The sequence below is a fragment of the Actinomadura livida genome (assembly GCF_014648675.1).
Lineage (GTDB): Bacteria > Actinomycetota > Actinomycetes > Streptosporangiales > Streptosporangiaceae > Spirillospora > Spirillospora livida.
In genome coordinates this window covers 38,798-51,333 of the sequence record NZ_BMRO01000002.1, presented here as the reverse complement: position 1 = coordinate 51,333, position 12,536 = coordinate 38,798, and the positions used below count along the sequence as shown (strand labels likewise).

Here is a 12,536-nt window from a genome sequence, read left to right as displayed (position 1 = left end):
CGTTGACGTGGAACTCTAAGAACGCGACCCCCTACGGTCAACCCCTCAGCGGCGGTTGACCGCAATTAGGTGCGGAAGAGTTATCGATACTGGGGGCTAGGAGTCTGCGAAACATTGCGATACTGTTCGCAATCGTTTCCTCGGCAAGGAGAAGAGCGTGCCCGTGCGCACCACCGACGAGATGCCGGACCGGCCGTCCCGGCCGACGCTGGCGCTCATCGCCGCCGAGGCGGGCGTCTCCCCCGCCACGGTGTCCAAGGTCCTCAACGGCCGGACCGACGTCGCCGCCGCGACCCGCGAGCGGGTCGAGGCGCTGCTGCGCACCCACAACTACCCCGGGCCCGGCGGCGCCCGGCGCGCCCGCCGGTCCGGCCTGATCGACCTCGTCCTCGCCGGGCTGGACAGCCCCTGGGCGGTGGAGATCCTGCGCGGCGTGGAGGCCGAGTGCGCCGAGCACGGCACCGGCGTCGTCGTCTCGCTGGTGCGGGAGGACGACGCGCGCCCGCCCAGCTGGGCGAACCTGCCCGCACTGCACCACAGCGACGGCGTCATCCTGGTGACGTCCCGCATGACCCGCCGCCAGCGCGACCAGCTGGCGCGGGCCGGGGTGGGGCTCGTCCTCGTCGACCCGGTGAACATCCCGGACAACGACATCGCCAGCGTCGGCGCCACCAACTGGGCCGGCGGGATGTCCGCCACCGAGCACCTGATCGAGCTGGGCCACCGCCGCATCGGCATGATCGGCGGCCCGGAGGACATGCTCTGCACCCAGGCCCGGGTGGACGGCTACCGGACGGCGCTGGAGCGCGCCGGTATCGCCGTCGACAAGGACCTCGTCCGCTACGGCGACTTCCACCACCGGGGCGGGTTCGCCCGCACGCGCGAGCTGCTGGAGCTCCCGGAACCGCCGACGGCGGTCTTCGCCGGCAGCGACGAGCAGGCGATGGGCGCCTACCAGGCGGCCCGGCTCGCCGGCCTGCGCATCCCCGAGGACCTGAGCGTCGTCGGCTTCGACGACCTGCCGACCTGCGAGTGGCTGTCGCCGCCGCTGACGACCGTCCGGCAGCCGCTGGAGGAGATGGGCCGCGTCGCGGCCCGCACCCTGCTCCAGCTGCTCGACGGGCGGCCGCCCCTGACCCCCCGCGTGGAGCTGGCCACCGATCTGCGTGTCCGCGCCTCCACCGCACCACCACCCTCGGAGGAGCGATGACCGAAGCCGTCCCGGCCCCGAGCGCGAGCGCCACCCGTGAACCCTGGCGCGACCGCGGGCTGCCGGTCGCCGAGCGGGTCGCCGACCTGCTGGCCCGGATGACGCCGGAGGAGAAGGCGGGCCAGCTCGCCGGGTACTGGGCGATGCCCGCCGAGCCCGGCGCCCCCGTGGCCCCGATGGAGGACGACTCCCACGAGCTCGCCCCGACGCTGGACGAGGTCATCGACCGCGGCCTCGGCCAGCTCACCCGGGTGTACGGGACCGTGCCCGTCCCGGCCGCCGAGTCCGCCGCCCGGCTCCGCGAGCTGCAGCGCCGCGTCGCCGCCGCGAACCGGTTCGGCATCCCGGCGATCGCGCACGAGGAGTGCCTCAACGGCTTCATGACGTGGGGCGCCACCGTGTTCCCCAGCCCGCCGGCCTGGGGCGCGACGTTCGACGCCGGCCTCGTCGGCGAGATGGCCGCGGCGATCGGCGCGAGCATGCGGGCGGCCGGCGTCCACCAGGGCCTCGCCCCGGTGCTGGACGTCGTCCGCGACCCGCGCTGGGGCCGGACGGAGGAGTGCATCGGGGAGGACCCGTACCTCGTGAGCGTCCTCGGCACGGCCTACGTCCAGGGCTTGGAACGATCCGGCATCGTCTCGACGCTCAAGCACTTCGCCGGCTACTCCGCCTCCCGCGCCGGCCGGAACATGGCGCCCACCCCGATCGGGCCGCGCGAGTTCGCCGACGTCATCGTCGAGCCGTTCGTGATGGCGCTGCGCGACGGCGGCGCCCGCTCGGTCATGCACTCCTACACCGACGTGGACGGGATGCCCGCCGCGGCCGACGAGCGGCTGCTGACCGGGCTGCTGCGCGACCAGCTGGGCCTGACGGGCATCGTCGTCGCCGACTACTTCGGCATCTCGTTCCTGCAGACCCGGCACCGCGTCGCCGCCTCCCGCGGCGAGGCCGCGGCGCTCGCCCTGCGGGCCGGGATCGACATGGAGCTGCCGACCGTGCGCTGCTACGGCACGCCGCTGATCGAGCAGGTCCGGCAGGGCGCCGTGCCCGAGGACCTGCTGGACCGCGCCGCCGCGCGCGTCCTCACCCTCAAGGCCGAGCTGGGCCTGCTGGACGGGCCGCCGGCCGACGGGGACGGCGCGGCCCTGGACCTCGACCCGCCCGAGCACCGGGCGCTGGCGCGGCGGCTGGCCGAGGAGTCGGTCGTGCTGCTGGCCAACGACGGCGGCGCGCTGCCGCTGCGCTCCGGTTCCGGGGTCGTGCTGGCGGGGCCGCTCGCCGAGGACCCGTTCGCGATGATGGGCTGCTACACGTTCCCGAGCCACGTCGGGCGGCAGCATCCGGAGCTGCCGCTGGGCGTGGAGATCCCGACGCTGGCGGAGGCGCTGCGGGACGAGCTGCCCGGCGTGCGGGTGGCGGGGTCCGAGGACGTCCTCGTCGCCGACGACGCCGACATCGACGCGGCCGTGGCGGCGGCGCGCGATGCCGGGCTGTGCGTGCTGGCGCTCGGCGACCGCGCCGGGCTGTTCGGCCGCGGCACGTCCGGGGAGGGCTGCGACGCCGAGACCCTGGCGCTGCCGGGCCGGCAGGCCGAGCTGGCCGCCGCGGTGATCGGCACCGGCACGCCCACGGTCGTCGTCCTGCTCACCGGCCGCCCCTACGCGCTGGGGGACATCGCCGACCGGGCCGCGGCCGTCGTGCAGGCGTTCCTGCCGGGCGAGGAGGGCGGCCGGGCGGTCGCCGGGGTCCTCGCGGGACGGGTCGAGCCGTCCGGGCGGATGCCGATCAGCGTGCCCCGCACCCCGACCGGCCCGCCCGTCACCTACCTGCGCTCGAAGATGGACGGCCCGCACGACTGGAGCGAGGTCGACCCGGCCCCGCTGTTCCCGTTCGGCCACGGCCTGACCTGGACGCGGTTCGAGTACGGCGGCCTGCGGGTCGGCGGCCCGGCCGGCACGGACGGGTCGGTCACGGTCAGCGCGGTCGTCCGCAACACGGGAGACCGCCCGGGGACCGAGGTCGTGCAGCTGTACCTGTCCGACCCGGTCGCGTCGGTGGTGCGGCCGGTGCGCTGGCTCGCCGGATGGGCCCGGGTCCGCCTGGAGCCCGGCGACGCGGCGCGGGTCGAGTTCGACGTGCACGCCGACCGGACCTCGTTCACCGGGCCCGACCTGCGGCGCATCGTCGAGCCCGGCGAGATCGGCGTCCACGTCGGCGGGTCGAGCGCCGACACGCCCCTGGAGGACTCGTTCACCCTGGAGGGCCCCGTCCGCGTCCTCGGCGCGGACCGGGTCCTGTCGGTCCCGGTGGAGGTGACGCTGCTGTGACGTCCGCCGCGCGATTCGAGAACCCGGTCCTGCCGGGGTGCCACCCCGATCCGTCGATCTGCCGGGTGGGCGACGACTTCTACCTCGTGACGTCGACGTTCGAGTGGTTCCCGGGCCTGCCGGTGTTCCACAGCCGCGACCTGGTGCACTGGCGGCAGATCGGGCACGCGCTGGACCGGCCGGACCAGCTCCCGCTGCAGGAGGTCCCCGCGTCCGGCGGGCTGTACGCGCCGACGCTGCGGCACCACGCGCCCCCGGGCGGGGAGGGGCGCTTCTACCTGATCTGCACGCTGGTGGACAGCCCGGAGTGGTCGGGGCACTTCGTGCTGACCGCGTCCGATCCGGCCGGGCCGTGGTCGGACGCGCACCGGCTGGACGGCGAGGGCATCGACCCGTCCCTGTTCTTCGACGACGACGGCCGCGCCTGGTGCACCGGCACCCGGCTCACCGGGCGGTACGAGGGGCACACGGAGATCTGGCTGCGCGAGTTCGACCCGTCCGCCCTCGCCCTCACCGGCGAGGAGCACGTCATCTGGGACGGCGCGGTGAAGGACGCGATCTGGTCGGAGGGCTCCCACCTCTACAAGATCGGCGGGCGGTACTACCTGCTCACGGCGGAGGGCGGCACCGCGCTGGACCACGCCGTGATGGCCGCGCGGGCCGACGAGGTCACCGGCCCGTACAGGGGGAACCCGCGCAACCCGGTGCTGACCCACCGGAACCTCGGCGCCGGCCATCCCATCGTCGGGACCGGCCACGCCGACCTCGTCGAGACGCCGGACGGCGATTGGTGGATGGTCCTGCTCGGGATGCGGCCGCACCACGGCGACCGGTGCGTCCTCGGCCGGGAGACGTTCCTGACCCCGGTGACCTGGGAGGAAGGCTGGCCGGTGACCGGCGGCCGGGTGGAGCCCGACCCGCCGGTCCCCGCCCTCCCGCCGCACCCGTGGCCCGCGGTGCCGCAGTGCGACCAGTTCGACGGGCCGGAGCTGGCGCCCGTCTGGAACGTGCTGCGCGCCCCGCGGGAACGCTGGTGGAGCCTGGACGAGCGCCCCGGGCACCTGCGGCTGCGCGTCCGGCCGGAGAGCCTCGCCGACGTCGCCAGCCCCTCGTTCGTCGGGCGGCGCCAGCAGCACCGCGACTTCGCCGCGTTCACCTCGCTCGACTTCGCCCCCGCCGACGAGGAGTGGGCGGGTCTCGCCCTGGTCCAGAACAACGACTTCCACGTCGTGCTCGTCTCGGCCGCCGACGGCATCCGCCTCGTCAAGCGGGAGCAGGGGATCGAGACGGTGCTGGCCGCGGCGCCGGCCGTCTCCGGGCCGGTCCGGCTCGGGTTCGAGGCCCGCGGCCGCTGGTACCGGGCGTCCTACGCGCCCGGCGACGCGGCCGGGCCGGACGGCTGGACGCCGCTCGGCGACCCCGTGGACGGCGACATCCTGAGCAGCCAGGTCGCGGGCGGTTTCACCGGCGTCTACATCGGCCCGTACGCCACCGCGAACGGCCGCGCGAGCACCAACCACGCGGACTTCGCCTGGTTCGAGTACCGCCCCCTCTAGCGCCCGCCGGATCCGGCCGGCGCTAGAGCAGCAGGGCGGGGTCGGCGATGACTCTTTCTATGACGAGGCCGGCGGCGCCCAGGACGGCCGCGCCCTCCGCGAGGCCGGAGACCTCGACCGGCGGCGCGCCGCGGCGCAGGGAGCCGGAGCCGCCGGCGAGGACGGCCTCGATCGGCGGGCGGATCCAGGCGGCCAGCGGGGAGAACACCCCGCCGAGCACGACGGTGTCCGGGTCGATCAGGTTGACGACGGAGGCGAGCGCCCCGCCGAGCGCGCGGCCGGCCCGGTCCACCGCGTCCCGGGCGGCCGGGTCGCCGGCGTCCAGGCGGCCGGCGAGCGTCCGCACCGGGTCGTCGGGAGCGGTTCCGGGCCCGGCCACCGGCAGCCCCGCCGCGCGCAGGATCGCCTCCTGCCCGGCGACCTGCTCCAGGCAGCCCCGGCCGCCGCAGGAGCAGGGCGGGCCGGCCGGGTCGGCCACCAGATGCCCCAGCTCCCCGGCGAAGCCGTGGGCCCCGCGGAACACCCGGCCGTCCACGACGATGCCCGCGCCGATCCCGATCTCGCCCGAGACGTGCACGAAGTCGCCGAGCCCGGCGCCGCCGCCGAACCACAGCTCGCCGAGGGCGGCCAGGTTGGCCTCGTTGTCGTACTCGGTGGGCAGCGCCAGGTCGAGGCCGGGCGCGCCGGTCACGGGGACGTCGGTCCAGCCGAGGTTCGGGGCGTGCCGCACGACGCCCTCCTCCCGGTCGAGCAGGCCGGGGAGCGCGACCGCCGCGCCGGCGACGGCCAGGCCCTGCGCCGCGACGGCGGAGACGGCCTCGGCCGCCAGCGCGGACAGCGCGGCGAGGACGGCCCCGGGCTCGCGCCCGCGGTGGTCGGTGCTGAGCACGTGCCGGTAGCGCACCCGCTTGCCGAGGTCGAGCACGCAGGCGGCGAGGTAGTCGACGTTGACCTCCAGGCCGAGCCCGGCGGCGCCGTCGCCGCGGACGGACACGCCCACGCCCGGCCGCCCGCGCTCCCCCTCGTGGACGGGCGCGCCGCCCCGCACCAGCCCCGCGCCCTCCAGCAGGCCGACGAGGTTGGAGACGGTCGTCTTGGTGAAGCCCGTCAGCTCGGCGAGCCGCGCCCGGGTCACGGGCTGGTGGCGGGCGATGTGCTCCAGGACGACGGCGAGGTTCCGCTCGCGCATCGTCGCGTGCCGGACGGGGGCGTTCGCGGACTTCGTCATGAATGAACCCTAATTGAAACCGGTGTATAGGCAGGATCGTGCCCCTCTGCTACGTTAATTAGTCCACGCTTTTTACGAAAGGTGGGCGGATGACCGGGAACCTGGTCGCGGGCGTCGACTCCTCGACCCAGTCGACGAAGGTCGTCCTGTGCCGCGCCGGGGACGGCGCGGTCGTCGCCGAGGCGACGGCACCGCACCCCGACGGCACCGAATGCCATCCCGACCACTGGTGGAACGCGCTGTCGCGGGCGCGGGAGCTCCTCGAACGGGCCGACGCGGTCGCGGTCGCCGCGCAGCAGCACGGCATGGTCGCCCTCGACGGCGCGGGCGAGGTCGTCCGGCCCGCCCTGCTGTGGAACGACACCCGCTCGGCGCCGCAGGCCCGCGCCCTCGTCGAGGAGCAGGGCGGCGCCAAGGCGTGGGCGGAGCGGACCGGCAGCGTGCCGCGCGCCTCGTTCACCGTCACCAAGCTGCGCTGGATGGCCGAGCACGAACCCGCCAACGCGCGGCGCACCGAGCGGGTGCTGCTCCCGCACGACTGGCTGACGCTGCGGCTCGGTGCCGCCGAGCCGGTCACCGACCGCGGTGACGCGTCCGGGACCGGCTACTGGTCCCCCGCGGCCGGCGGCTACGTGCCCGGCCTGCTGCGGGCCGCGCTCGGCCGGGACGCCGAGCCGCCGCGCGTCGCCGCGCCGGGCGAGCGGGTCGGCGAGACGGCGTGGGGCGCGGCGCTCGGCGCGGGCACCGGCGACAACATGGGCGCGGCGCTCGGCCTCGGGCTGCGGCCCGGCGACGTCGTGGTGTCGATCGGCACGTCCGGCACGGCCTTCGCGGTCGCGGACGAGCCCGCCGCCGACCCGTCCGGCCTGGTCGCGGGGTTCGCCGACGCCACCGGCCGGTTCCTGCCGCTCGTCGCCACGCTGAACGCCGCCCGGATCCTGACGGCCGCCGCGGCGATCACCGGGGCGGCGCTGGACGAGCTGTCCGCGCTCGCCCTCGCCGCCGCGCCGGGCGCCGGCGGCGTGACCCTGCTGCCCTACCTCGACGGCGAGCGGACCCCGGACCGGCCGGACGCGACCGGCGTGCTCGCGGGGCTCACCACGGCCAACGCGACGCGGGAGAACGTGGCGCGCGCCGCGGTGGAGGCGCTGCTGTGCTCGCTCGCCGACGCCGTGGACCACCTCGCCGCGCAGGGCGTCCGCCCCCGCCGCACCCTGCTGATCGGCGGGGGCGCCCGCTCGCGGGCCGTCCGGACCCTCGCTCCGGCGATCTTCGGGACGCCGGTGGCCGTCCCCGAGCCCGCCGAGTACGTCGCGCTCGGGGCCGCCCGCCAGGCGGCCTGGGCGCTCGCCGGGACGCCGGAGCCGCCCGCCTGGCCGGCGCCGCCGGCGACCGAGCACACCAGCGAGCACACCGGGCAGGAGATCCGCGAGCGCTACGCGGCGCTGCGCGATTCCGCCCCGCAGATCTGAGGAGGTCTCCCATGAGCGACTACACGCCCACGCCCGAGGACAGGTTCTCGTTCGGCATCTGGACGGTCGGCTGGCAGGGCGTCGACGTCTTCGGCCCCGGCACCCGCCCGCCGATGCCCGCCGACCGCGCCGTCCGCAAGCTGGCCGAGATCGGCGCCTACGGCGTGAACTTCCACGACAACGACGTGTTCGACTTCGACGCCGCGCCCGCAGAGCGGCAGGGGGCCGTCGACGCGTTCCGCAAGGCCCTGGACGAGACGGGCCTCGTCGTGACCACGGCCACCACGAACCTGTTCGGCCACCCCGTCTTCAAGGACGGCGCGTTCACCGCCAACGACCGCGACGTCCGCCGGTTCGCGCTGCGCAAGGTCATGGACAACCTGGACCTGGCCGCCGAGCTCGGCGCGAAGACCTACGTCTGCTGGGGCGGGCGCGAGGGCGCGGAGAGCGGCGCGGCCAAGGACGTCCGGACCGCGCTGGACCGCTACAAGGAGGCGTTCGACGTCCTCGGCGCCTACGTCGCCGACCAGGGCTACGACCTGCGGTTCGCGATCGAGCCGAAGCCGAACGAGCCGCGCGGCGACATCCTGCTGCCCACCGTCGGGCACGCGCTGGCCTTCATCGAGACGCTGGAGCGCTCCGAGATCGTCGGCCTGAACCCCGAGGTCGGGCACGAGGAGATGGCGGGGCTCAACTACGCGCACGGCCTGGCGCAGGCGCTGTGGCAGGGCAAGCTGTTCCACATCGACCTCAACGGGCAGCACGGCCCCCGCTACGACCAGGACCTCCGGTTCGGCGCGGGCAACACCCGCGGCGCGTTCTGGGTCGTCGACCTGATCGACCAGAGCGACTACGACGGGCCCGTCCACTTCGACTTCAAGCCGCCCCGCACCGAGGACGACCAGGGCGTGTGGGACTCGGCCGCGGCGTGCATGCGCAACTGGCTGATCCTGCGCGAGAAGGTGCGCGCGTTCCGCGCCGACCCCGACGTCCAGGCCGCGCTGCGCGAGGCCAAGGTGGCGGAGCTGGCGCGGCCGACCCTCGCCGACGGCGAGGACTGGCGGTCCGTGCGGGACGCGACCGTCGACGCCGAGGCCCTCGGCGGCCGCCGCACCGCTTTCGAGCACCTCGACCAGCTCGCCCTCGAACACCTCTACGGCGTCCGCGCCTAGGCCGCTCCCGGTCCGCTCAAGTCCCACCCCACGGAAGCCCGTCCCCACCTCCCAGGGACGGGCTTCCGCCTTCACCGGCGCGTCACGGTGCCGCGATGGCCTCGGCGGGCGCCAGCCGGGCGGCGCGGACGGCCGGGTACAGGCCGGCGGCGCCGCCGATGACGAGGGTGGCGAGGAGACCCCCGGCCATCGCCCAGACCGGGACGACGACCGGCCAGTCCTGCGACACCGCGAAGACCGCGGTGACGGCGGCGCCGAGGACCACGCCGCCGGCGCCGCCGAACGCGGCGAGCAGTTGCGACTCGGTGAGGAACTGCAGCCTGATCTGGCCCCGGGTCGCGCCGAGGGAGCGGCGCAGGCCGATCTCGGCGCGGCGCTCCAGGACCGAGATCACCATCGTGTTCGCGACGCCGACTCCGCCGACCAGCAGCGCGACCCCGCCGAGGCCGAGCAGGAGGGCGGTGAACGTCCGGTCGGCGGCGTTCCGCGCGGCCAGCGCGTCCGAGGGGCGGCTGACCTCGACCTCGTTCGGCGCCTGCGGGTTGGCGGTCGCGGCCAGCCGGTCGCGCACCTCCGCCACCGCCTCGTCCCGGGCGCGGGTGTAGACGGTGGTCGGGCGCCCGTCGAAGCCGAGGCGGTCCGCGGCGGCGTCCCAGCCGACGAGGGCGGCGGAGTCGAGTTCGGGCACCAGCTCGTTCGGGTCCAGGACGCCGACGACGGTGAACCACTGCGAGCCGAGCCACACCTGGACGCCCGGTGCCGCCACGCCGAGCCGGCCGGCCGTCTCCGAGCCGAGCACCACCGCCGGGTACTTCGCCGTGCCCGCGTTGAGCCAGGTGCCGGCGGCCATCGTGAGGCCAGCGGTGCGGGGCAGGTCGAGGCGGGCCGCGAGGACGCTGATCCCGCCGCTCTGCCCCTCCGGGATGCGGTCGTTGCGGTAGACGTTCGCGTCCACCTTCCCCGTGGCCGACGCCGACTCGACGTCCGGCATCCGCGCCACCATGCCGACCGACTCCGCGGGGAGCCGCGAGTCGTCCCCGAAGAAGCTCCGGCCGGGCCCGGCGGTGAGCAGGTCGGTGCCGAGCCGGTCGAGGGTCGTCTGGAGCTGGGCGCGGCTGGACGCCGAGATCCCGACCACGCCGATCATCGCCGCGATGCCGATCGCGATGCCGAGCGCGGACAGGAACACGCGCGCCGGCCGGGAGCGCAGGCCGGCGGCGCCGACCCGCAGCACGTCGCCGGGTCCGAGCCGCGCCGGCGTGCCCCGGGGCGGCCTCTCCGCGGTCACCGTGCGGCCTCCGCCCGTGCGCCGTCGTGGACGATCCGGCCGTCGCGCATCCGGATCTGGCGGGGCAGCAGCGCGGCGACGTCCCGGTCGTGCGTGATCAGGACGACGGTCGTCCCGGCGCCGGACAGCTCCCGCAGCAGTTCCAGGACGCCCGCGCCCGACGCGGAGTCCAGCGCGCCGGTCGGCTCGTCGGCCAGCAGCAGCGCGGGCTCCCCCACCACGGCCCGGGCGATCGCGACCCGCTGCTTCTCGCCGCCGGACAGCTGGTGCGGCAGGTGCTCCAGGCGGTGCCCGAGCCCGACGCGGTCCAGCGCGCGGCGCGCCCGGTCGCGCCGCCGCGCGGCGGGGACGCCCGCGTACAGCAGGCCGTCGGCGACGTTGTCCAGCGCGCGCACGCCCGCGGCGAGGTGGAACTGCTGGAAGACGAAGCCGATCCGCCGGGCGCGCAGCGCCGACAGCCGCCGGTCCGGAAGCCGCGACACGTCCCGGCCCTCGATGAGGACGGTCCCGGTGCTCGGCCGGTCGAGGGTGCCGATCAGGTGCAGCATCGTCGACTTCCCGGACCCTGACGGGCCGACGATCGCCACGGACTCGCCCTCCTCGACGGTCAGGGACACCGCATCCAGCGCGATGACGCCGCCCGGGTAGGTCCTGCCGGCCTCCCGGAGCTCCACGACCGGGCTCATGCGGGGACCCCGACCTGCATGCCCTCCGCGAGCCCCGCTCCGGAGACCTCGACCATGCCCGCGGTGAACACGCCGGTCTCCACGGGGACCGTCCGGACGCGCCCGTCCCGGACGACCTGCACGGCGTAGCCGCCGTCGCCCCGCGCGAGCAGCGCGCCGACCGGCACGGCGAGGACGCCGCGGTGCCGGTTCGCGGTGAGGCGCACCCGGACGGGCGCCTTGTCGTAGGAGCCGAGGGACCTCTGGTCGCCGACCGCGATCGTGACCGCGATCGTGGTCGGCCGGTCCGCGCCGCCCTCCTTCGCGACCTTCCCGACAGAGGTGATCCTCCCTTCGGCGGTGCCGCCGGACGGCAGTTCGATCCCCACCTCCGCTCCCTTCTTCGCGAGCCGCTGGTACCGGACGTCGAGGTCGACGCTCACCACGCGCCTCGTCCCGGTGCAGGTGAGGATCGTGCCGCCGGGCCCGCCTCCGACGTGGGCCTTGCGTTCGGCCACCCGGATCCGCCCGGACGCGACGACCGCCGCTCCCGGCGCGACCCTCCCGGTCTCCCGCATGCCGAGGTCGTCCTGCCAGCGCCGCACGGCCGCGGCCGTCGCGGCGCTGTAGGCGTCGTCGACGGTGAATCCGGTGTGGCCGAGTGCGTGGAGGTTCCGTTCGAGCTGCTCGACGTCCGCGCCCTCCGTCCCGGGCGCGAGGGTCCGGTACAGGGGCAGCCTCCCGTACAGCAGCGGTACCGGCTCGTCGTCGACCTTGTACACCGGCTCTCCTCTGGAGATCACGGAACCGGCGCGGGGCAGCCAGGTGAGGGTGCCGCGGCCCGCACCGGCGACCGTGCGGGTGCCGCCGTACCCGAGCGTGCCGTCCACGTCCTGCGTCTCGACCAGCGTCGTCCGCTCGACCGGCGCCGTCGCGGGCGGCAGGGAGCCGCGCGCGGCGGCGGGGTCTCCGCCGCCGCCGAGACCGATGGTCGCGAGTCCGGCGCCGCCGACCACCGCGACCCCCGCGGCGCTCAGCACGGCGGTGCGCGCCCTGGCCACTAGCCGCCGTCCTTGCCCGTCGTGCGCCTGTGCTCGCCGCCGCCCGGGGCGTACTTGGCGCACGCCTTGTGCGCGGCCTCGAACTCCCGGCTCCCCGGCTCCGTTCCGCCGCCCGGTTCGGCCCTGGTCAGCATGCCGCCGTCGGGGTTGGGGTCGGGGAAGTCGGCGATGCCGTGCTCGCGCATGCACTTGGCGTAGGCGCGCAGCTTCGCCACGTCCTCCGGCTTCATCTTCGGGGGCTTGCCGCCGTTCGGCATCAGGTGCCGGCACTTCTCCTGCGCCGCCGCGATCTCATCGTCGCCGCCCGGGCCGCCGCCCCGGCCGGGGCCGCCGCTCTTGCGGATCGTTACCCTGCCGTCATCCGACGGGTCCGGCATGTCCACCCCGTTGTCGCGCATGCACTGGGCGAACTCGCGCATCTTCTCCTGGTCGCCCGCCGCCCCGGCGGCCGCGGCGGAGCCGCGCCCGTCCCCGCAGGCCGGCAGCCCGAGGGCGAGCACCGGGACGAGGCCCAGCGCCGCCAGCGTCTGTCGTCGCATCGATCGGTCTCCTTCTCG

General features: G+C 75.8%; 10 protein-coding genes. 5 read left to right on the top strand and 5 right to left on the bottom strand.

Going from position 1 to position 12,536, the window contains the following annotated elements; genetic code table 11:
• The first annotated feature begins 181 nt into the window (after window positions 1–181).
• Genes IEZ03_RS03565 through IEZ03_RS03555 form a run of 3 tightly spaced genes read left to right on the top strand, consistent with a single transcriptional unit; the run spans window position 182 to window position 5,093 of the window.
• Entirely contained in the window at window positions 182–1,210 is a 1,029-nt protein-coding gene (locus IEZ03_RS03565; RefSeq protein ID WP_131986898.1) for a LacI family DNA-binding transcriptional regulator, read from the top strand.
• Complete coding sequence (locus tag IEZ03_RS03560; protein WP_184884032.1) at window positions 1,207–3,537, top strand: beta-glucosidase family protein; 2,331 nt, start codon at window positions 1,207–1,209, stop codon at window positions 3,535–3,537. The genes IEZ03_RS03565 and IEZ03_RS03560 overlap by 4 nt, the downstream gene beginning before the upstream one ends.
• On the top strand, window positions 3,534–5,093 hold the full coding sequence (locus IEZ03_RS03555; RefSeq protein ID WP_184884030.1) for a glycoside hydrolase family 43 protein: 1,560 nt from the start codon (window positions 3,534–3,536) through the stop codon (window positions 5,091–5,093). The genes IEZ03_RS03560 and IEZ03_RS03555 overlap by 4 nt, the downstream gene beginning before the upstream one ends.
• 22 nt (window positions 5,094–5,115) lie before the next feature.
• On the opposite strand, the gene IEZ03_RS03550 is transcribed toward IEZ03_RS03555, so the two are convergent.
• Window positions 5,116–6,321: an ROK family transcriptional regulator gene (locus IEZ03_RS03550; RefSeq protein WP_184884028.1), complete on the bottom strand. Its 1,206-nt coding sequence runs from the start codon at window positions 6,319–6,321 to the stop codon at window positions 5,116–5,118.
• 89 nt (window positions 6,322–6,410) lie between these two features.
• On the opposite strand from IEZ03_RS03550, the gene xylB reads away from it, so the two are divergent.
• Both xylB and xylA read left to right on the top strand, forming a co-directional pair.
• Entirely contained in the window at window positions 6,411–7,793 is a 1,383-nt protein-coding gene (xylB, locus tag IEZ03_RS03545) for a xylulokinase (RefSeq protein ID WP_184884026.1), read from the top strand.
• An 11-nt stretch (window positions 7,794–7,804) separates the two neighbouring features.
• On the top strand, window positions 7,805–8,965 hold the full coding sequence (gene xylA, locus IEZ03_RS03540; RefSeq protein WP_184884024.1) for a xylose isomerase: 1,161 nt from the start codon (window positions 7,805–7,807) through the stop codon (window positions 8,963–8,965).
• 82 nt (window positions 8,966–9,047) lie between these two features.
• On the opposite strand, the gene IEZ03_RS03535 is transcribed toward xylA, so the two are convergent.
• The 4 genes from IEZ03_RS03535 to IEZ03_RS03520 are packed head-to-tail and all read right to left on the bottom strand — an operon-like array spanning window position 9,048 to window position 12,518.
• On the bottom strand, window positions 9,048–10,253 hold the full coding sequence (locus tag IEZ03_RS03535) for an ABC transporter permease (protein ID WP_184884022.1): 1,206 nt from the start codon (window positions 10,251–10,253) through the stop codon (window positions 9,048–9,050).
• Complete coding sequence (locus tag IEZ03_RS03530; RefSeq protein ID WP_184884020.1) at window positions 10,250–10,939, bottom strand: ABC transporter ATP-binding protein; 690 nt, start codon at window positions 10,937–10,939, stop codon at window positions 10,250–10,252. The genes IEZ03_RS03535 and IEZ03_RS03530 overlap by 4 nt, the downstream gene beginning before the upstream one ends.
• Window positions 10,936–11,979: a peptidoglycan-binding protein gene (locus IEZ03_RS03525; protein WP_184884017.1), complete on the bottom strand. Its 1,044-nt coding sequence runs from the start codon at window positions 11,977–11,979 to the stop codon at window positions 10,936–10,938. Before IEZ03_RS03525 ends, IEZ03_RS03530 begins: the two co-directional genes overlap by 4 nt.
• Window positions 11,979–12,518, bottom strand: coding sequence for a hypothetical protein (locus IEZ03_RS03520; protein WP_184884016.1), 540 nt, complete (start codon window positions 12,516–12,518; stop codon window positions 11,979–11,981). The genes IEZ03_RS03525 and IEZ03_RS03520 overlap by 1 nt, the downstream gene beginning before the upstream one ends.
• Window positions 12,519–12,536 lie beyond the last annotated feature (18 nt).

Excerpts from the sequence above, each read along its gene's own strand:
- xylB (WP_184884026.1), top strand. The coding sequence starts at position 6,411 with ATGACCGGGAACCTGGTCGCGGGCGTCGACTCCTCGACCCAGTCGACG.
- IEZ03_RS03560 (WP_184884032.1), top strand. The coding sequence starts at position 1,207 with ATGACCGAAGCCGTCCCGGCCCCGAGCGCGAGCGCCACCCGTGAACCC.
- IEZ03_RS03520 (WP_184884016.1), bottom strand. The coding sequence starts at position 12,518 with ATGCGACGACAGACGCTGGCGGCGCTGGGCCTCGTCCCGGTGCTCGCC.
- IEZ03_RS03565 (WP_131986898.1), top strand. The coding sequence starts at position 182 with ATGCCGGACCGGCCGTCCCGGCCGACGCTGGCGCTCATCGCCGCCGAG.
- IEZ03_RS03550 (WP_184884028.1), bottom strand. The coding sequence starts at position 6,321 with ATGACGAAGTCCGCGAACGCCCCCGTCCGGCACGCGACGATGCGCGAG.
- xylA (WP_184884024.1), top strand. The coding sequence starts at position 7,805 with ATGAGCGACTACACGCCCACGCCCGAGGACAGGTTCTCGTTCGGCATC.
- IEZ03_RS03530 (WP_184884020.1), bottom strand. The coding sequence starts at position 10,939 with ATGAGCCCGGTCGTGGAGCTCCGGGAGGCCGGCAGGACCTACCCGGGC.